Origin of the sequence: Devosia sp. (assembly GCF_017307565.1) — a bacterium.
GTDB lineage: Bacteria > Pseudomonadota > Alphaproteobacteria > Rhizobiales > Devosiaceae > Devosia.
Map to the genome: position 1 here is coordinate 1 of NZ_JAFKHD010000336.1, position 19365 is coordinate 19365.

Sequence of the window (19365 nt, forward strand, 5' to 3'; positions counted from 1 at the left end):
TCTTCACCGGTGGTGATGAACTCGATCTGCTTGCCCAGTTCCCCCGAGAGATCATGCACAAGGCGGCGGAAGCGCGAGAAGATGGTCCCGATCGGCACCATGCGGATACCCATGGTGGTATCGCGCAGACCCGAGGACAGGCGCTCCAGCTCTTCCGCAATGGTCTTCAGCGCCGTGTCGGACGAAGAATTGGCGATCTGGCTGAGGCGCGCCTGGGCAATGACCAGTTCGCCAACGCGATCCATCAGTTCATCAAGGCGCTCGGCCGGCACGCGCAGCGAGGTCGCTGCCGGCTTTTCGGCCTCGGCCTTTTCGGCGGCCTTGGCTTTCTTGGCCGGCGCAGCCTTGGCGACCACCGGTTCGGGCACGAAGGGCGCCTCGGGCATGGCGTCGTCGGATGGTTCCGGTGCAACCGGAGCTGGAGCTGCAACAGCGACTTCAACAACCGGAGCCGGTGCTTCAATGACGGGAGCTGCAGCTTCCCCACCGAGCGGGGCCAGCGTCAGTTCCATATTGTCGCGCAGGAAGAGGAAGACGTCATCAATCGCGGCCGTCGGGTCTTCCGCGGTCTCGATATCGACCTGCCAACCGAGATAGCTGACTTCGGGATCGATAATGTCGAGATCGGGAATGCGATCGGTCAGCGCCAGGACGCTCGTCGGCCCGATCCCGGCCAACTCTTTCAGCAGCAGCTCGGGACTGGTGCCATAGACCAGCGCATCGCTGGGCAGATAGAAGGTCAGTCGCCAGCGCTTTGCGCCGGTATCGGCCGGCTGCGCTGCTTCAACCACTGGCGCAGGCGCTGCAGCAACTGCCGGGGCAGCAACCGCGGCCGGAGCAGCTTCCGCAAGCCCACCAACTGCCGCGCCATCAACAATGGCCCGCAGATGAGTCAGAATCTCGTCGCCGCCATCGACAGGCGCGTCGGGGTTCTCGATCAGCAGGTGAATGTGATCCTTGGCATCCAGTGCCACCCCGATCAGGGCGGTATTGGCCTTGCTCTGGCCCTTGCGCACACGGTCAAAGGCCGTCTCGAATTCGTGGACGAACTCGGCGACGGCTGTAAACCCGAACATGGCCCCCGAACCCTTGATCGTATGCAGGGCTCTGAAGGTGGAATTGATCAGGTCGTCATTGGAAGGATCCTGCTCGAGATCGAGCAGGCCCGCCTCGAGCTGATCGAGCAGCTCGCGCGCTTCCTGGCGGAACGTCTCGGAGGGGTCGGAAATGTTCATGCCCCGGTGACCTTCTTGATGACGGCCAGCAACTGGTCCTGCTTGAACGGCTTGACGATCCAGCCGGTGGCACCCGCCTCCTTGGCCTGACGCTTGAGTTCCTCGTCGGACTCGGTCGTGAGCAGAATGATCGGGATGCCCTTGCTGGAAGGGTGCTGGCGATATTTGCGGATAAATTCGATGCCGTTCAGAACCGGCATGTTGAGGTCGGTGATGACGGCATGGACCGTATTGGTCGTGGCCTTGTCATAGCCATCCTGCCCATTGACAGCCTCGATCACGTCGAGGCCGGCACTGGTCAGCGTCATCCCCACCATCTGGCGGATGGAGGCTGAGTCATCGATCGTCAGAATTGTCTTCGTCATGCCGGCGCGTCCCGTGGCTTAGATGTGTGCGGTCCAGAACCCGGCTGCCGGCTGGCCGTCATTGAGAAGGCCGGCGCCTTCGAGCACGGATTGCAGCTTTGCCCCGGGCGGGCCCTTAAATGTGAGTGTTTTTCCAAGCGCCTGGGCCTTGGCCCGTGCCGCCAGCAATGTCTGGACGGTGGTGACGTCGGCCTGGGTGACGTCCTTGGTGTCGAGCGCGATGGCGCTGTGCTCGGAGATGGCCTCTTTGAGGCGGCCCAGAAGATCCTGAGCGGATTTGACCGAGATATCGCCGGTCAAGGCGAGCGTGAAGGTGCTGCTCCCGGTCATGGCAGCGACCGGGTCGTCAAAAATATCAGCGATGTCATAATACTCTCAGGCGTGGGCGAGTTAAGAACCGATGAACGGTGTGAAGTATTCAGGCGGCGTGCAAACCCGTCTAAATAGTCGATCGACGATGTCAGCAGCCGTATTCCCATCCGGCCTGACTACGATCATTCCTCAAATGGCTTAATCATTGGTTACGCAATGAAACAATCTATAGTCTAACCAAACCTTACTTAGTATATCTTCCAAGATAATACATGCAGATCGCAAAAGTATTCACGCCGTCGATTCTGAATCGAAGGACTCGGCGCGGGAATCGTGATCGATGGACTCTTGAACGATTCAGAGTCGAGACCACTCCAATATTGATTGATTCATTGGCAGCGCTACTTTGCGGCGCGCCGAAAAGGCACAAAGGGGTGCATTTTAATGCAGTCCGGCGCGGCGCAGGCCTATGGCCCCGTGTGCCTTTATTTTGCCCCGATTGTGGCAAGGCCGGGCCGCGTCCGCAACGCGCGCACGATCAAGAAAATGCAAAAAGCGATTATTTCCTCATGCCATCAGGCATTTGGCCGAAAGCGCGCGAGAAAAATGCACTCGCGCCTGAAAATTTCGTAACGGTCAGGAAGCGGCGCGCTGTGCCCACTGGAAACTGGGCCGTGCAAGATAAGTCAGCCCTTCGGTCTCGCCGGAAATGCGCCGCAGCAGGATCTGCCCGAGCTGACGTCCCGCTTCGACAAAATCCTCGCCCACGGTTTCGGCCGCCGGCTGGAACTGCATGAACATCGAGGAGGCCTGCTTGGTGACCATATGCGCGGTCTTGCCCACGACATGGCCGCTATCGGCCAGGCCGCCGAGAATGGCGAGGGCGGAAATTTCCGACGCGCCGATATAGCCATCCGGCCCATCAGGACGTTTTGAACGCTTGATCACATAGTTGCGGATGGCGTCGGTAGCGCTGTTGAGGTTCACGTCGGCGGCGAATTCATACGCAATCCCGGCCTCGCGCGCCCCGCGCTCGATACCGTTCTTGAGGTGCTCGGTATAGGTGAGCGCACTGTCGGGCAGGACGATGGACACCTTCTTGCAGCCCAGCGCCGCAAGGCGAAGCGTCGCGTGGTAGGCGAAATCGCCATTGTCGAAATCGACGAAGGGATGCGGCTCGGGCCACTGGCTGCGGCCATGGCTGACAAAAGGAAAATCATTGTCGATGAGGAAGCGGATGCGCTCGTCAAAGGTCTCGGCCTTGGAGAAAATCACCCCATCGGCCATGCGATTGCGCACGATGTGACGGATCGGCTCGATCGGCTGCACATTGCGGAAGAGCGGGGTGATAACGAGGTGATAGGCCGTATCGCGCAGCGACTCGGTGATCCCGGTCACGAGCGAAGTACCAAAGCCGTAGATCTGCTCGTCGGGCTCGAGCACCAGCGCGATGACATTGGTGCGGCCGGTCTTGAGACGCAGGGCGGCGCGGTCGGGGAGATAGCCGATTTCAGCGGCAATGCGCTGCACGCGGTCACGCGTTTCCTGGGCCAGTTCCGGCGCATTGTTGAGCGCACGCGAAAGGGTGGTCACGGCCAGGCCCGTCATCTGGGCAATGGTCTTGAGCGTCGGCTTGCCGGAAGGCTTCACGCCGCGCTTGCTGCGCCCGGCGGACGGCAATTCGTCTTGCGACACGGTTATCCCCTTATCCGCCCAGGACGGACGGCTTGTGAAGGAAAAACAACAGCAGATTGATGGCCGGAGATCAAGACAAAGCAAGAAAGTCCCAACAGGCTCCTTGCCTGCGGGATGCAGTTTGCAGCGCGTCACCGGCTGACCGGACACTGACGCGCAGTAAAGTCGCGATGACGTACGTATGTCAATATCGGCCGGACAATATTTGCATCGCCTCTGGATAGGCGTTGTCTTGGCCCGAGCCGACATGTCAGAAGCATGGTGAGGACGCTGCCATACAAGGCGGCGAGATATGTTCGCCGCGGCGTTCTTTCACGCGGCTGGAGGAGACAGAAGATGCGCAAGGTCGGCGTCGGGATCGTTGGTTTGGGCAATATTTCCGCAGCTTATCTCAAGGCGGCGCAGGGCTTTCCGGTCCTCGACATCAAGGCCGTGGCCGATCTCAATCCGGCAGCTGCCGCAGCGCGTGCCGCCGAGTTCGGGGTCAAGGCCGTCAGCATGGACGAGATTTTTGCCGATCCCGCAATCGAGATCATCCTCAACCTCACCATTCCCAAGGCGCATGTCGAAGTGGGCCTCCGCGCCATTGCCGCGGGCAAGCACGTCTATTCGGAAAAGCCGCTCGGCGTCGTCTTTGCCGAGGGCAAGAAGCTGATCGAAGCCGCCCGCGCCAAGAACCTGCGCGTCGGTTCGGCGCCCGATACTTTTCTCGGTGGTTCGCACCAGACGGCCCGTCGCATCGTCGATGAGGGCCAGCTCGGCCAGGCCGTCGGCGGCACCGCCTATTTCATGTGCCCCGGGCACGAGCGCTGGCACCCCAATCCCGCCTTCTACTACGAAGCCGGCGGCGGCCCGATGCTCGACATGGGCCCCTATTACATCACCGACCTTGTCAACCTGCTTGGCCCGGTGGCCAGGGTTTCGGGCTTTGGCACGATGCTGCGCGACACGCGCACCATCACCGCCAAGGAACGCAATGGCGAGGTGATCCCCGTCCATGTCGCGACCCACGTCTCGGGCACGTTGGTCTTTGCCAATGGCGCCGTGGTGCAGATTTCCATGAGTTTTGACGTTGCCGGCCACAAGCACGTGCCGCTCGAAATCTATGGCACCGAAGCGACGCTGATGGTCCCCGATCCGAACCACTTTGGCGGCCAGGTCGAAATCTTCAGGAAGGGAGGCGAGTGGGCCAATGTGGACACCGACCAGCCCTATGCCGACGGCAATTATCGCTCCATCGGCCTTGCCGACATGGCCCATGCCATCGTCGAAAACCGCCCGCACCGCTGCAATGGCGACCTGGCGCTGCACGTTCTCGAAGTCATGGAAGCCTTCGAGACCTCGTCGCACACCGGTCAGGCCGTGGAGATCACCACTCCCGTGACCCGCCCCGCCCCGCTCGGTACGTCGCTGGTCGATGGGAAGCTGGGGCGGTAGGCCCCGGCGCATCCTGGCTCGCTCACCACGTCTTTCCCGCGAAAGCGGGAAACGGCTCAGGAGCCCAAAACAGAAATCCCCGCTTTCGCGGGGATGACACTATAGCTTTGGGGATGAGGTTGCGGCGGCTCACGCAACGCTCGCCACCTCGCCCAAATCCACCGATTGAGGCAACACGAACGGCTTGCCCGCCCGCGGCGCCATGCCAACCCGCAGCGGCACGTCGAACACCGCCTCGAGCACTCTGTCGGTCAGCACCGTCTCGGGTCGGCCGCTCGCCACCACCCGGCCCTCGCGCAGCGCGGTGATGGCATCGGCATAGAGCGCAGTCAGGTTGAGATCGTGCAGCACCGCGATCACCCCGCCGCCGCTGCGCGCAAAGCGCCTGGCGACATCCATGATCATCAGCTGGTGCTTGATATCGAGGCTCGATACCGGCTCGTCGAGGAACAGATAGCGTGGCACGCCATCGACTACCGGCTCCCAGACCTGGCAAAGCACCCGCGCCAATTGCACCCGCTGCTGCTCGCCGCCCGACAGCTCGCCATAGAAACGACCACCAAAACCGGCCAGGTCGACCCGGGCCAGTGCCTCTTCGGGCAGGTGCTGGCGGGTGCGCGGATCGACGCCGGGCCGCCCCGCCGTCAGCCCCATGGCGACGACTTCGCGCACGGTGAAGGGAAAGGGCAGATTGCTCGATTGCGGCAGCACCGCCCTGAGGCCGGCAATCTCCACCGGACTCATGCGCGCGATATCGCGCCCATCAAGAAAGATCGTGCCGGTATAGGCGTGATCCCGGCAGAGCGCCTTCAGCAGCGTCGATTTGCCCGAGCCATTGGGCCCGATGATCGCCGTCAGCTTGCCCGCCGGCGCTTCGAGCGACACGCCATGCAGAATCTTGCGCGAGCCGACGGTCACGTCGATGGTGTCGATGGCGATCATGCTCTCACCAGGCAAAGGCGCTGCGGCGATGCAGCAGAATCCAGAGGAAGAACGGTCCACCAAAGGCCGCCGTGACGATGCCGATCGGCAGTTCGGCCGGCGCCACGATGGTGCGGCTCAGGGCGTCGCAAAAGAGCAGAAAGGTTGCCCCGAGCAGCGCCGAGGCCGGCAACAGATAGCGATGGTCCGGCCCGATGACGAGACGCAGCAGATGTGGCACGACGATGCCGACAAAGCCGATGCCGCCACTGACCGCCACCGAGGCCCCGGTTGCTGCAGCAACAGCCACGATGGTGATGCGCTTGAACCGCTGCACCGGCACGCCGAGGTGAGAAGCCGTCGCTTCCCCCAGCGTCATGGCATTGAGCCCTTTGGCGAGAAAGCCGGCCACGGCCAAAGCCACGAAAATGATTGGTCCAGCCGCCAAAACCTTGATCCAGGTCGCCCCGGCAAGCGAGCCCATGCCCCAAAAGGTCAGGTCGCGCAGCTGGTTTTCGCTCGAGATATAGGTGAGGACGCCGCTGAATGCCCCGGCCAATGCGCCGATGGCAATGCCCGCCAGAAGCATGGTGGCAATTGCCGTCTGCCCGCCGCGCGTTGCGACACGATAGAGAACGAAGGTGGTCAGCAAACCGCCGCCAAAGGCGGCAGCCGGCAGCGACCAGATGCCGAGCATGGTGGTGAAGGGCGCGAGCGCCGTGCCGCCGAGCACGATGATGGTGACGGCCCCGAGCGCGGAACCGCTCGACACCCCGACAAGGCCTGGATCGGCCAGCGGATTGCGAAACAGCCCCTGCATGAGCAGGCCCGAAACCGCCAGGCCCGCGCCAATCAGCACGCCGAGGATCATACGCGGCATGCGGATATTGACGATGACGGCATAGTCGCGCAGCGCTGCCCCGGCATCGGCCGAACCGAGGCCGAGCCAGGATTTCAGCAGGTTGACCACCGAGGCCCCGGAGGCCCCGGTGGTCATGGACAGCACCATGGCCAGGATCAGCGCGAAGCCGAGCCCGATGACGACCAGCCGCCCCAGATGGCTGCGATCCCCGGCGGGCCGGCCACCGGCCGCGCCAGCGGGCCGCGCCAGATCATCGCCGGCAGGAAGGGACATGGTGCTGGCCATGCCCTACTCGTGCGCCTTGCCTTCGAGAAGGTCGACCAGTTCATTGGCCGCCGCCGCCGTGCGTGGGCCAAAGCCGAGGAGATAGGCGCCATCGAGACGATAGATCGCCTTGTTCTGGCCCGCCGGGGTCAGGGCGATGGCCGGGTGCGCCAGAAGTTCAGCCTCGGTCGCGCCGTGGTCCCCGCCACGATCCATCATCAGGATAGCGTCGGGGGCGGCCGCCGTGATGGCTTCCTCGGAGAGCGGGCGATAGCCCTCATATTCGGTGATGGCGTTTTCCGCACCAGCGAGCGCAATGATGCCATTGGCCGCTGTGCCGGTGCCCGAAGCCTGGATTTGGCCGCCCTGATTGGAAAGGATAAACAGCACCTTCCTGGGCGCCGTGATAGCGTCGGTCCGGGTTTTGAGCGCCGCGAAATCGGCTTCGAGCTTTTGGGCCAGCGTTTCGGCCTTGTCCTCGATCCCCAGCGCCTCACCCACGGCGCGCACCTTGGCCAATACGCCCTCGGCCGAATAACCTTCCGGCACGGTCTGATACTCGACCCCGGCGTGGGAGAGCACTTCGAGCGCTTCGGGCGGACCGCTGCCCTCGATGACGAGAAGGCCGCTCGGATTGACCGAGAGCACGCCTTCGGGCGCCAGGGCCCGCATATAGCCGACATCGGGCAGGCTCAGCGCCGCCTCGGGGTAGAGTGCGGTCTGGTCGCGCGCGACCAGCACGTCCTCGGCGCCGAGTTCATAAAAGATCTCGGTCAACGAGCCGCCGATCGACACCAGCCGGCTGGTATCGGCGAACTTGTGCAGATCCTGGGCAAAGCTGGGCGCCGTGACGAGGGAGGCCGCGACGAGGATAGCGGCAAAAGAGGTCGGGATGCGCATGGGCGAAAATCTCAAGCGGCGTTGGAAGTGGAGAAGACGGGCAATTGCTCGACCACGGCGCGCCATTCGACGCGCTCGTCGACACCTTCATGGCGCTGGCCAAAGAACTGGATGATCAGCTCACGGTTCTCGTCATAGAGCTCGACCGAAGTGACATGACCGTCCTTGGTCGGCTTGCGCACGGCCCAGGCCGCGGTGACGTGGTCAAGCCGCAAGTGCAGGTGGAAGGTCTTGTCGAGCACGTTGAGCCAGGGCCCCATGGCGCTGACATTGCTGATCGGGCCGGAATGGATCTGGATGCAGCCCTCATTGCCGACAAAGGCCATGAGCGGCAGGTCGGTGCCGGCCACCTTGCGGAACATGGCATCGACGGCGGTGTGGTCGAGCTGCCAGGCAAAATCTTCGCCTACGGTTTCCACCGCATCAAGGCGATGGAAATTGAGCTTCTTGAGCATGCCGAAGAACTGGTGCGTGTCGGTCATGGCCGACCAGGCCTGACGCAGGTCCGCAAGGCTTGCCGGATCACCGGCCACTTCCACCGGCGCATAGGGCGTTACGGCAATGGTATCGGCCTGTTCGTCGTGGCGCAGCGTTTCGACCAGCGCACCCCAGGCTGCGACATCGGTCTCCGGGCGTGAATGCACCTTGTGCACGGCATTGCCGGCGCGATCGAAGAACTGCAGCGAGCGCTTGATGGCGCCGTCTTCCGCAGCCTTCTCCACCGCATAACCATGCACCCAGCGGCTCGGAAAGATGCGCAGGTCGATCTCGTCTCCAAGGACGATCGAGGCATGGGGATTGAACGACACCTTTTCATAGGGGCCGATCTTTTCGTGCACCGCGCTTTCATTGCGCGTCAGCGCCATGACTTCGCCGACCCCGGTCAGGCCCTTGAGCACGGCCTCGACATCGGGACGGATACGAATAGCGGAGCGGCCGACTTCGGCGGCCACCAGCTGGCCTTCGCTGATCGCGTGGATGCGCGCAAAATCGCGCTCGCGCATCTGGGGATGAAGCGCCCGCAGGCGTCGGATCTCTTCGGCGGTCTTTGCGGCAGTGTCGGTCACGATGGGGGGCCTATTTTGTGAGGATCAACTTGTCCTGCCGCGTGACCCGCAAGCGATAAATCATCCCTTTGTGCTCGATCTGAATCTCGTTTCCACCTTCCAGGATTTCGTCGCTCGTGACGATTTTTACCTGATTAGTTTCGGGGCGAGGATCGCTCACGGGCATAATTTATCCAACAAAGTCAGTCTGTTACGGAACCACCACAGGCGCCGCGGCAAGAGAATTAAACTTGACTCACATAACCATATTAAATAATCAGCGCAATAGATGATTGAAAGAGTCAGAAAATCTTTCAACCGGCCCGCCAGCCATTTCCAGCCAGCCAGCCGATCGCGAAAAGAGAAAGACTGGAGACAAGAATGGGGCTGGTGAAGTCACGCGCGGCCGCGCTGATGGGCGGCATTGCGCTGGCAATCGTTGCGCAGCAGGGGGCTCAGGCACAGAACGTCAACGCGAGCAATATTACGCTGCTCGAACGTCTGGTGATCGGTGCCGGCGCGCCAAAAGTGGCTATCAACACGCCTCAGGCCGTGACCGTGCTCAACCAGGCCGACCTCGACAAGGAACAGGCCGCCACGACCGGCGAACTCTTCACCAGTGTCCCCGGCGTTACCGTGGTCGGCAGCCAGCGCCAGTTCGGCGAAGCCTTCAACATCCGCGGCATTGGCACCACCGACAATTCGTCGGATGGATCGCGCGTCATCATCAATGTCGATGGCACGCCAAAATTCAACGAGCAGTACCGCATGGGCTCGTTCTTCTCTGATCCAGAGCTTTACAAGCAGATCGAAGTGCTGCGCGGTCCCGCCTCTTCAACGCTCTATGGCGCCGGCGCTATCGGCGGGGTGATCAACTTCACCACCAAGGACGCCTCCGACTTCATCGCTGACGGCGCGAGTGGGGCCATCCGTCTTAAGGAAACGTTTGAATCCAACGGCCTCGGCACCACGACGTCGGCTCTTCTCGCCCATCGTCTGAATGAGAATGTCGACGTTTTGGCAACGGGCATCTGGCGTCGCACCGAAGACGCCACCCAAGCACAAGGCACGACACTCACCGGGTCGGCTTTCGATACGTGGTCGGGCCTTATCAAGGGCACCGTTCGTTTTGGTGACAATAACGAACAGGTCGTCCGCGCTTCTTACCAGCGCTGGTATAGCGAAGCGTTCAACCAGTCATATGCCCAGACCGGTACAGGTGGCCGTGGCGGGCTCATCTCGGCCGGGCCCGGCGCACCGCCCATGACCATCGATCAGATGTTCGGCATCATCGATCGTAAGGTGACGGACCAAACGGCTGTGCTGTCCTACGAAAATCCGGCAAGTGACAATCCCTGGCTGGATCTCAAGGTATCTCTGTCCTTCTCGGACACGCAGAACAATCAGTTCAACCATCGCTCCTCGACCGGCGTGCCCACGGCGCAAACGGGCACGAACGTGCTCGCCGACACGATCTATGGCTACAAGACCTGGCAGCTCAAGGCGGACAATACCGTCGAGTGGATCGGCGATAACTTCGAGAACTACTTCGCCTTCGGTTTCCAGACCAGCACGCAGGACCGCACGGCAAAGCGCCCGGCAACCGCCCTCGCGCTGCCCGCCCACCCCGAAGGTACCGAAAACAAGCTCGGCGTCTTCGCGCAGAACGAATATATCTATGATGAGCGCCTGACGCTTATCGCGGGCCTCCGCAGCGACTTCCACTGGGTCAAGGCGACAACGCCGGGCATTCGCGAGATCGATGGGTCAGCATTTTCACCCAAGCTTGCCGCCCACTATGAAATCAACGATCACATTTCGGTCTTTGGTTCACTCGCGCATACCGAGCGTCTGCCCACCATTGACGAGCTTTACTCGATCTCCGATGCAGTGCTGCCCAACCCACCGCGCAACCCGACCGGCAGCTCGGGCAAGGTGGCGAGCCTCAACCTTCGCAAGGAGCAGGCCAATACGGTCGAAGGTGGCTTTGCCCTGAACGGCTACGACTTGCTGCAGAATGGCGATACCGCCAGCATCAAGACGACCGGTTTCTATAGCGATCTGACCGACCTGATTTCCTCGACTGGCACCGCCCCTGTGTATGGTGTCCCCGCCCCCACCTACTATGCCAATATCGCCTCCGCGCGCATTTACGGCGTCGAGGTCGAAGGTGCCTATAACTCCGATACCTGGTTCGCGAACCTTGCCTATACTTTCACCATTGGTGACGATCTGACGACCAACAAGCCGCTGACGACCGTTCCCCAGAACAAGGTCGTGGCCACCGTTGGCGGCCGCAATCAGGAATGGAATCTGGAATACGGCGCCCGGGTAACCCTAGCATCGAAGGGCGAATACATTGTCCCGACGGCAAGCGGCGGCGATGGACCGGCAGAGGCTTACCAGACACTCGACCTCTTCGCGTCGTGGAAGCCCGATACCGGTGCCTTCGCTGGTACCCAGTTCCAGGCCTCGATCGACAATGTCTTTGACGCCGATTATCGCCCCAACCTGTCTTCGGACCGCTCCAAGGGCCGCACGTTCAAGCTGACCGTGGCCAAGCAGTTCGACTACTAGAAGCTATCTTCCTCAAAAACAGAAACGGCGGCCCAAGGCCGCCGTTTTCGTTTTGAGCTTCAGCGTGAGCGCCGAATTACCACTCGAAATCGGGGCCGTTGACGCGCGCGGCCAGCAGGAACACGTCCGACATCAAGCGCAGCGGCGCTGCATCGACATCGCTTTCGTGCCGATCGAGCAGGTCGGCAAAGCGGTCATACATAGCCGAATATTCGAGATCGCCATGCTCCAGCACGGTCTGGCCATTGACCACGAGCTTCCGCCCGCCATTCTCGAGCTTGATCTCGTTGCCCTTGCCGGTCTCGAAACGGATGGTCCAGATTTCCCCGCTCTCTTCGAGCCAGTTAAAGCCGCAGGAGAGTTTCGGGCGGTGCGCCTGGCTCGACTTGAAGACGATATCGGCATCGACCGGGGTCTGCCGATTGGCCGGAAAGGTCAGCCTCGAGCTTTCGACAAAGACCGGGAACGGCATGACCTTGGTAAAGATCGAAAAAGCATTGATGCCGGGATCGCAGACGCCGAACCCGCCGGGCTCCCAGACCCAGTCCTGCCCTGGATGCCACTTGCGCACGCTTTCGCGCCAGTCGATGCGCGCCGAGGTCACCCCCTCATCCGCCAGAAGCGCCTTGGCCCGATCGACCGCGGCGTTAAACTGGCTGTGCCAGGTCTGATAGAGCACACGGTCAAGCCGCTTGGCATGCGCGATGAGATCGTCGAGTTCGGAGATCGTGGTGGTCGGCGGCTTTTCCATCATCACGTCCTTGCCGGCGTCGAGCGCCTCGCGGACATAGGTGTGCCGGATGCCTGGAGGCGTGCAGATGGAGACAAGGCCGACTTCGGGCATGGCCGCATAAAGCTCGGCCGGGGTCTTGAACACCGGCACCGCGCCATGGCCGATGCCGCGGGTCGAGACGGTCGCCGCCAGTTCGAAATCATTGGAAGCATCGATCACGGGCAGATGCTGATCCACCGCAATCTTGCCCACACCGATAACAGCGATCTTTCGCTTGCCCATGTTCATCTCCCGAGCCGGTTTTGCCGGGAGTTAGAGCAGAGAGCGGCATGGCCGCCAAGGCCCTCGCGCGATAAAAGTATGATTTTATGACGACTGTGGCGCCGGCTCCCAGAGTTCGATCTGGTTGCCTTCCGGGTCATGGATGCGGGCAAAGCGCCCGGTCTCGGGCGTGTCCCACTCCTCTGGCCGCGTTTCGACGGCAATTCCGGCCGCCTGCAGTTGTGCAATCATGCCGTCGAGATCATCGACGCGGAAATTGATCATCCATTGCTTGTCGGCGGGAAAATAGTCCGTAGTTTCCTTGAACGGGGCAAAGACCGTCAGGCCCGCCTTGTCCCGCGCCCGAAAGAAAAAGCCGCCGACGCCCAATACTTTCGCCATGTGGTCCTCCCGTGGTTCAGCCGTCACACCTTCATGCGGCGCGGGCTGCTAGCGAATAAGGATCGCCCTGAAATCATTCACATTGGTGCCGGTCGGCCCGGTGACAAACAGGTCCCCGATCGCCTCGAAGGCGCCATAGGCATCATTATTGGCCAGCGCGGCCAGCGGGTCCACACCGGCGGCCCGCATGCGTCGCGCCGAAGTGCCATCGACAAAGGCCCCGGCATTGTCCTCCGAGCCATCGATCCCGTCGGTATCGCCCGCCAGCGCCGTCACCCCTTCCACGCCATCGAGTGCGATGGCGAGCGAGAGCAGAAACTCGCCGTTGCGCCCGCCGCGGCCCTTGCCGCGCAGGGTAACGGTGGTTTCGCCGCCCGACAGCAGCACGACCGGCTTGGGGAACGGGCGATTGCGCAGCACGATTTCGCGCGCCATGGCAGCATGCACCTGCGCCACGTCCCGCGCCTCGCCCTCGATGGAATCCGAAAGCACCGCAGCGGTAATGCCAAGCTCCTGCGCCTTTTCCGCCGCCGCGGTCAGCGACAGCGCCGCCGAGGCAATGGTGACAACGCTATTGCCGACAAAGCGCGGATCGTCCGAACGCGGCGCCGGATTGTCGTCACCGGCGAGAACGCGCCGCGCCGCCTCGGGCAGGTCCAGTTGATAGAGCTGCGCCAGTTTGCGTGCTTCGGCCCGTGTGCCCGAGAGCGAGATGGTCGGCCCCGAGGCCACCAGCGCCGGATCGTCGCCCGGCACATCGGACACCACCAGAGTCGCGACCCGCGCGGGCGCGGCGAGCGCCGCCAACCGGCCACCCTTGATGGTCGAAAACTGATTGCGGATCAGGTTCATCGCCCCGATCGGCGCCCCCGAAGCGAGAAGCGCACGGTTGATCGCCTGCTCGTCTTCGAGCGTCAGCCCCTCGACCGGCGCCGGCAGCAGAGCCGAGCCGCCGCCCGAGATCAGCGCGACGACGAGATCGTCCGCCGTCAGCCCGCTGACGATATCCTTGAGCCGTCGCGCCGCTTCAAGCCCGGCCGCGTCGGGCACGGGATGGGCCGCCTCGACGATCTCGATGCGCTCGCACTTTTCCCCATAGCCATAGCGGGTGACGACGAGCCCGGAGATTTCGCCAGGCCAGGCCTTTTCAAAGGCACGCGCCATTTGCGCCGAAGCCTTGCCTGCGCCGATGACAATGGTCCTGCCCTTGGGCGGGTCGGGAAGGTTGCCCGAAACACCCAGCGCTGGCTGCGCCCGCTCCACCGCGAGCTCGAACAGCTGTTGCAGCAGTGCCCGGTCCATATCGTCCTCCAGCGCTTTTTCCCCGCGCCTTTGTGCAGAGCCGGCCGGTTCTTGTCCAGCCTTGCCGTAACGTCAAAAGGCAGACACATAGAGTCGCTAGCGGCAGGCTTCTGGAGTTTTCATGACCGAACGATTCGCCATCTACTACGCTCCGTCAGCCAATAGCTCGCTCTGGGACCGGGCTGCTGCCTGGCTTGGCCGCGACCCGCTGACCGATCAGAACATTGAAGGCACGGTTGCCGGCATTGATCGCAACCGCCTGCTGAACCTGACGCAGTCGGCCAATCGCTATGCCTTCCACGCCACCATCAAGCCGCCAATGGCGCTGGCCGAAGGCACGACCATTGCCGAATTGCGCGCAGCCCTCGCCGATTTCGCCCGCCGGCAGACCCCGTTTTCCATCGGCCACCTGCGCGTCGCTTCGCTCGATGGCTTTCTGGCGCTCATTCCGGCGCAGGAGAATGAAGCCCTGCAGGATTTTGCCGCTCATGTGGTGGAAGAGTTCGAGCCGTTCCGCGCCCCGCTCAGCGCGCGGGACCTCGCCGCCCGCCTCGCCCGCGGCCTGAGCCCGCGCCAGGAAGAGCTGCTCGGCTCCTATGGCTACCCCTATGTGTTTGACGAATTCCGCTTCCATATGACCCTGACCGATCGCCTGCCGGAAGCCGATCACGTCGAGATTGCCGCGGCCGCCCAGGCCTGGTTCGCGCCCGAGATCGCCGAGCCGGTACTGTTCGATCGCCTCGTGCTCTTCCATGAGCCGAACAGCGGCCACCGCTTCCGTCGTCTCGAAGATTACCGTCTGGGGGCCTGACATGACCGAACTCGTCCTCAGCAATGCCCGTATCGTCCTCGCCGATGCCGAGGTCACCGGCAGCGTTCTCGTGCGCGATGGCGTCATTGCCGATATCGACACCAGGAATGCGCGAACCGGCGAAGATTTTGGCGGCGACTATCTGATCCCCGGCCTTGTCGAACTCCACACCGACCACCTCGAAAACCATTATCGCCCCCGCCCGGGCGTCTTCTGGGATCCGCTCGCGGCGCTCCACGCCCATGACGTGCAGATTTCCGGATCCGGCATCACCACGGTGTTCGATGCCGTCCGCATCGGCTCCGATGTCGATCTGCCCGACATGTTCAGCCACGCCCAAAAACTGGTGGAAGCCATTCGTCAGGGCCCCGAACAGGGCTGGCTGCGCGCCGAACATTTCCTGCACCTGCGCTGCGAATTGCCCAGCCACGACGTGGTCGAGCACTTCGAGGCCTTTGCCGATCACAAGCTGACGCGCCTCGCCTCGGTCATGGACCACACGCCCGGCCAGCGCCAGTTCCGCTCGCTCGACGACTACAAGCGCTTCTATGCCAAGCATATGGGTCAGAACGAAGAGCAGATGATGGCCTATATCCAGGCGCGTCAGGCCGAGCACGACACCTATTCCGCCGGCAATCGCAACGCCATCGTCGCGCGTGCGCATGAGCTGGGCCTGGCGCTCGCAAGCCATGACGACGCCACCCTGGCCCATGTCGAGGAAGCCGCCGAAGACGGCATTTCCATCGCCGAATTCCCGACGACCCTGGAAGCTGCCGCCGCCGCCCACGATGCCGGCCAGGCCGTGCTGATGGGCGCGCCCAATGTGGTGCGCGGCAAGTCCCATTCGGGCAATATCTCGGCCAGCGATCTCGTTGCCGCGGGCCTGCTCGATATTCTCAGCTCCGACTATGTGCCATTCGCCCTGCTGCAGGCCGTGTTCATCCTGCCCCAGCGCCTTGAAGAGATCAGCCTCCATCAGGCCATGCTCACCGTGACTCGCAACCCGGCCGAAGCTGCCGGGCTTGTGGACCGAGGCGAGATCGCCATTGGCAAACGGGCCGATCTGGTGCGAGTCTCGGGTTCGACTCGCGTGCCTGCCGTGCGCGCGGTGTGGAAAGAGGGAATAAGGGTCAGTTGAGCGATCGTCCGCCCGGAGTGCTGGTTCTTGTCATCGGCCCCTCGGGCGTCGGCAAGGACACGCTGATATCAGGCGCCCGCCAGGCGCTCGATGCCGACAAGCGTTTCAGCTTCGTGCGGCGCCTCGTCACGCGCCCCACCGATATTGACCTCGAAGACCACCTCTCGATCGAGCCCGACGAATTTGCCGAGGCGCTGCTCAATGGCCGCCTCTCCCTCACCTGGGAGGCGCATGGTCTCAACTATGCGCTGCCCATCGGGGTCGATACGGACCTCGCGCTCGGACGCATCGTCGTCGCCAATGTCTCGCGCCATGTCGTGCCCGTGGCCATGGCCAAATATCCCACCTGCCGGGTTGTCATGATCACCGCCGAAATCTCGCTGCGCGCCCAGCGCCTGGCCGGGCGCGGCCGCGAAAACCGCGACCAGATCACCGCCCGCCTGGCCCGCGAAGGCGCAGCGCTGCCGGCTGATGTCTCCCCTGTCGTCATCGACAATTCCGGCTCGGTCGGCATCGGGGTCACCGCCTTCGTCCTCGCCCTGCGCAAACTCGCCGACGAGTGAACCCTTTTCCATCCTGTCGCGTTCATGCCTGACATAAGCGTCAGGAGTAATTGATGAGCCGAAATGGACTTTATGCCCTGGTGGCGGTGCTCGCCGTGGCTGTCATCGCCTTTGCGATCTATACCTATCAGCAGCAGCAATCCCGTCCCGGGATCGAAGTGCGGATAGACCAGCAGGGAGTGTCCGTCGATGGAAACGGCTAGGGAAGCCCAGCGGGCAGCTATCATTACCGCTCTCACCGCCGAATTGCAGCGTCAGGCCAATACCGGCGCCCAGCGCATCGACGTCGAAGCCCTGGCCGACGCTGCCCTCGGCGCCCTCGAGCCGATGCCGGCATTGACCGAGGGCCGGCGCCCGGAAGACCTCAATTCCAGCAATGACGGGTAACCGGCTCGTCTGAGCGCAAAGCTTTGATGCCCCGTGCGAGGCCCCACCAGGCCTCGTCACGGGACGTCCGCGTTTGTGCGGATTGCCGCCGCAACCTGCTCCAAAGAGCACCGGTCCGATCATGGTCCAACGACCGATCAGACCCTGCGGTGCAAAATGCCAGGCTATCTACGCGTCACCCCGGAAGAGCTTCCGGCGGGGCATAAGGCTTTGCTGCTTTTCGTTCATGAGGGAGAGCTGTGCGCCGGCGTTCTCCGTCGTCGGCACGATGGCGCTCTCGAACGCATCGTGCCCGATGATCCGGTGCCCTCGGACCTGATCCTGGGCATCTGCCGGATGATGTCGAGCATGCCCGCCGAAGGCGACCTTTACGTCGTCATCGAGCCGCTCGCCTATTGGCCGGAACCATTTCCATTGTTGCGCACGCTCTAGCGTGCAAAAACGCCCCGCTCCCGCAAAATGGGAGCGAGCAAGAAGAAGCGCGCCTAAAGTTCGGCGCGCCCCTGCACGGCCTCGGACACCGCCCGATGGGCGATCTCGACGCTCGCGAAATGCTGGCCGTCGACCACGAAGGCCGGCAGCTTGACGGCGAGGAAGCGGAAGCCGCCCTCGGTCGGCACGACGACGCCCTGAGGCTCGCCTGCCACTTCAATCACGGTTGGCCGAAGGGTTTCGGCCTTTGCAAAGCTGTTTTCCTGCATGGGTGGAATCTCCACTTGCGCGACGAATTGGAAAACACGGGCGGCGGAACGTTCCGCGCCGGTGAGGCCAATCGCTGCGGGTCTTATCGAATCTGTGAGACGGGTATGTGACTGAAGTCACATTTCAATGTGACGAGGTCACATTCGTTTCGAGAGACAGGACCCTAGCCAGCGTTTGGCACCAGTACGGCGGGTTACCACGGTCGAACACACGGCATGGATGGTAATGGTTAGCGATGTCGTCATCGTCATTCCTCTCCTTGCGGGTGTTGAACGTATGAGTGCGCGTCATCTACGGCGCAACGATGGCAAGATAGGTGAGCTTTTGTGTTTTCACCAGTGCCAAGCGGTGCGCAAAGCGACAAAAAAGCGAAAAAGCGTGCTCGACTTTCGTCGCGGCACAAAAATATGACGATTCAATTCAGATTAATATCGGCCGGCGCCATTCCGCGTCGGGTAAAGCCACACTGCCCTCGGAGCCAATCCGAGGGCCGATGGCCTGACTTCGCGGGAACGCGACGGGTTCGCATGCCCGCGAAGAGCCTGCCCGTCGCTCATAAAGAATGACCGGGCAAAACGGGCGCGATCAGCGCGAGAACGGGACGCTGGTGGTCAGCAATCGGCCGGAATCGTTGAATTCGACCTGAAAATCCACCCGAATCGAATCGCCGACGAGGTAGATGCGCGAGCCAATGGCCACGTCATTGCCGCCGCGGTCCTTCTGGCGTTCGACGAGATCGAAGCCGATCTGGTTGCCGCTCTGCTTGCCCACTGCCGTACCCGCAAAGCCGGCATTGGAGGTCATCACGGCCTCATACTGCCCCTTGGCGTCGACATAAGCGATGGTGCCAGAAACCGAGAGGTTCATGTTCACCAGCGTACAGCGACCCGTGTAATTGATTTTGCCCGAATTTCCGGGGCTTACGGCCAAACGGCAGCGAAAGGGCTCTGGCTTGTCGCCGCCCTGCAGCATGCTTTCCCCGCGCCAGTTACCGACATAGGAAGCGAGCAGCGCCTGTTCGCCCGGGCCTGCCAGGCTCGGGGCCGCCATTCCTCCCAACAGCACCACCGCCGCACCGATGGCCTTCATTCCGCCCTTCACCACGTCACACCCTTTTTGATCTTAAACGCCTGCCCTGTGGGCATAACATCTTTAGTAGTTCATCCAACAATGCCAGTTTAATATGATCACGCAAAGATGTGGCATTAACGCCCGATAAACCAAACGTGCCGGAGGCAGCGTGTCAGCGCCCCAACAGTCGCCGCTTACCCTGGATAATCCGGCCCCCGTGGGGGACAAAACCGTGACAACCTCGCCGATCATCACCGCGAGCAAGGTCGATTACAGTGTCGAGGTTGCGGGAAAACCGCTCCAGATCCTGCGCGGCGTCGATTTGTCGGTCAATCCGGCCGAAGTCATTGCCATCGTCGGCCCCTCGGGCAGCGGCAAGAC

Annotated in this window: 22 protein-coding genes; 8 read left to right on the plus strand and 14 right to left on the minus strand. The window is 62.3% G+C overall.

The features are described 5' to 3' along the window. The 4 genes from J0I64_RS12580 to J0I64_RS12595 form a co-directional block, all read right to left on the minus strand. Positions 1-1235, minus strand: a 1235-nt coding sequence (locus J0I64_RS12580; RefSeq protein ID WP_291408690.1) for an Hpt domain-containing protein, incomplete at its 3' end; no start/stop codon positions are given. Next, positions 1232-1600, minus strand: a complete 369-nt coding sequence (locus J0I64_RS12585) for a response regulator (RefSeq protein WP_291408692.1) — start codon at positions 1598-1600, stop codon at positions 1232-1234. The genes J0I64_RS12580 and J0I64_RS12585, both read right to left, overlap by 4 nt. Positions 1601-1618: 18 nt before the next feature. After that, positions 1619-1930 (minus strand): STAS domain-containing protein, encoded by a 312-nt coding sequence (locus tag J0I64_RS12590; protein WP_291408713.1) that lies wholly within the window; start codon positions 1928-1930, stop codon positions 1619-1621. Positions 1931-2548: 618 nt separating this feature from the next. Further along, a complete protein-coding gene (locus J0I64_RS12595) occupies positions 2549-3607 on the minus strand; it encodes a LacI family transcriptional regulator (protein ID WP_291408715.1) in 1059 nt (352 codons plus the stop codon). Between the two features lie 336 nt (positions 3608-3943). Here J0I64_RS12595 and J0I64_RS12600 point away from each other — a divergent pair, with 336 nt between their 5' ends. Then, entirely contained in the window at positions 3944-5044 is a 1101-nt protein-coding gene (locus J0I64_RS12600) for a Gfo/Idh/MocA family oxidoreductase (RefSeq protein WP_291408717.1), read from the plus strand. Between the two features lie 129 nt (positions 5045-5173). Here the strand turns inward: J0I64_RS12600 and J0I64_RS12605 are convergent, their stop codons facing one another. The 5 genes from J0I64_RS12605 to J0I64_RS12625 are packed head-to-tail and all read right to left on the minus strand — an operon-like array spanning position 5174 to position 9218. Next, the gene (locus J0I64_RS12605; RefSeq protein ID WP_291408720.1) at positions 5174-5986 is read right to left on the minus strand and encodes a heme ABC transporter ATP-binding protein; all 813 of its coding nucleotides are present in this window, start codon (positions 5984-5986) and stop codon (positions 5174-5176) included. Positions 5987-5990: 4 nt separating this feature from the next. Further along, complete coding sequence (locus J0I64_RS12610; protein WP_291408749.1) at positions 5991-7100, minus strand: iron ABC transporter permease; 1110 nt, start codon at positions 7098-7100, stop codon at positions 5991-5993. Between the two features lie 15 nt (positions 7101-7115). Beyond that, positions 7116-7991: an ABC transporter substrate-binding protein gene (locus J0I64_RS12615; protein WP_291408721.1), complete on the minus strand. Its 876-nt coding sequence runs from the start codon at positions 7989-7991 to the stop codon at positions 7116-7118. 11 nt (positions 7992-8002) lie between these two features. Continuing rightward, positions 8003-9058 (minus strand): ChuX/HutX family heme-like substrate-binding protein, encoded by a 1056-nt coding sequence (locus tag J0I64_RS12620; protein ID WP_291408723.1) that lies wholly within the window; start codon positions 9056-9058, stop codon positions 8003-8005. 10 nt (positions 9059-9068) lie between these two features. Next, positions 9069-9218, minus strand: coding sequence for a hemin uptake protein HemP (locus tag J0I64_RS12625; protein ID WP_291408725.1), 150 nt, complete (start codon positions 9216-9218; stop codon positions 9069-9071). A 200-nt stretch (positions 9219-9418) separates the two neighbouring features. Here J0I64_RS12625 and J0I64_RS12630 point away from each other — a divergent pair, with 200 nt between their 5' ends. Then, a complete protein-coding gene (locus J0I64_RS12630) occupies positions 9419-11614 on the plus strand; it encodes a TonB-dependent receptor (protein ID WP_291408727.1) in 2196 nt (731 codons plus the stop codon). A gap of 76 nt (positions 11615-11690) precedes the next feature. Here J0I64_RS12630 and J0I64_RS12635 read toward each other — a convergent pair whose 3' ends face one another. From J0I64_RS12635 to J0I64_RS12645, 3 genes are all read right to left on the minus strand, one after another. Next, positions 11691-12629, minus strand: coding sequence for a Gfo/Idh/MocA family oxidoreductase (locus J0I64_RS12635; RefSeq protein ID WP_291408729.1), 939 nt, complete (start codon positions 12627-12629; stop codon positions 11691-11693). Between the two features lie 84 nt (positions 12630-12713). After that, on the minus strand, positions 12714-13010 hold the full coding sequence (locus tag J0I64_RS12640; protein WP_291408730.1) for a VOC family protein: 297 nt from the start codon (positions 13008-13010) through the stop codon (positions 12714-12716). A 48-nt stretch (positions 13011-13058) separates the two neighbouring features. Continuing rightward, positions 13059-14312: a glycerate kinase gene (locus J0I64_RS12645; RefSeq protein ID WP_291408732.1), complete on the minus strand. Its 1254-nt coding sequence runs from the start codon at positions 14310-14312 to the stop codon at positions 13059-13061. 121 nt (positions 14313-14433) lie between these two features. On the opposite strand from J0I64_RS12645, the gene J0I64_RS12650 reads away from it, so the two are divergent. From J0I64_RS12650 to J0I64_RS12675, 6 genes are all read left to right on the plus strand, one after another. Then, entirely contained in the window at positions 14434-15123 is a 690-nt protein-coding gene (locus J0I64_RS12650; RefSeq protein ID WP_291408734.1) for a DUF1045 domain-containing protein, read from the plus strand. Between the two features lies 1 nt (position 15124). Next, positions 15125-16261, plus strand: coding sequence for an alpha-D-ribose 1-methylphosphonate 5-triphosphate diphosphatase (locus tag J0I64_RS12655; protein WP_291408736.1), 1137 nt, complete (start codon positions 15125-15127; stop codon positions 16259-16261). Beyond that, entirely contained in the window at positions 16258-16824 is a 567-nt protein-coding gene (gene phnN / locus J0I64_RS12660; protein WP_291408738.1) for a phosphonate metabolism protein/1,5-bisphosphokinase (PRPP-forming) PhnN, read from the plus strand. Before J0I64_RS12655 ends, phnN begins: the two co-directional genes overlap by 4 nt. A gap of 53 nt (positions 16825-16877) precedes the next feature. Then, positions 16878-17027 carry a hypothetical protein gene (locus J0I64_RS12665; RefSeq protein ID WP_291408739.1) on the plus strand — a complete coding sequence of 50 codons (150 nt, stop codon included), beginning with the start codon at positions 16878-16880 and terminating at the stop codon, positions 17025-17027. Continuing rightward, complete coding sequence (locus J0I64_RS12670) at positions 17014-17211, plus strand: hypothetical protein (protein ID WP_291408741.1); 198 nt, start codon at positions 17014-17016, stop codon at positions 17209-17211. The genes J0I64_RS12665 and J0I64_RS12670 overlap by 14 nt, the downstream gene beginning before the upstream one ends. 156 nt (positions 17212-17367) lie before the next feature. Next, positions 17368-17643: a hypothetical protein gene (locus J0I64_RS12675; RefSeq protein ID WP_291408743.1), complete on the plus strand. Its 276-nt coding sequence runs from the start codon at positions 17368-17370 to the stop codon at positions 17641-17643. A gap of 53 nt (positions 17644-17696) precedes the next feature. On the opposite strand, the gene J0I64_RS12680 is transcribed toward J0I64_RS12675, so the two are convergent. Together J0I64_RS12680 and J0I64_RS12685 are read right to left on the minus strand one after the other, a co-directional pair. Next, entirely contained in the window at positions 17697-17912 is a 216-nt protein-coding gene (locus J0I64_RS12680; protein WP_291408745.1) for a hypothetical protein, read from the minus strand. A gap of 586 nt (positions 17913-18498) precedes the next feature. Further along, positions 18499-19002, minus strand: a complete 504-nt coding sequence (locus J0I64_RS12685; RefSeq protein WP_291408747.1) for a hypothetical protein — start codon at positions 19000-19002, stop codon at positions 18499-18501. Positions 19003-19365: the final 363 nt, after the last annotated feature.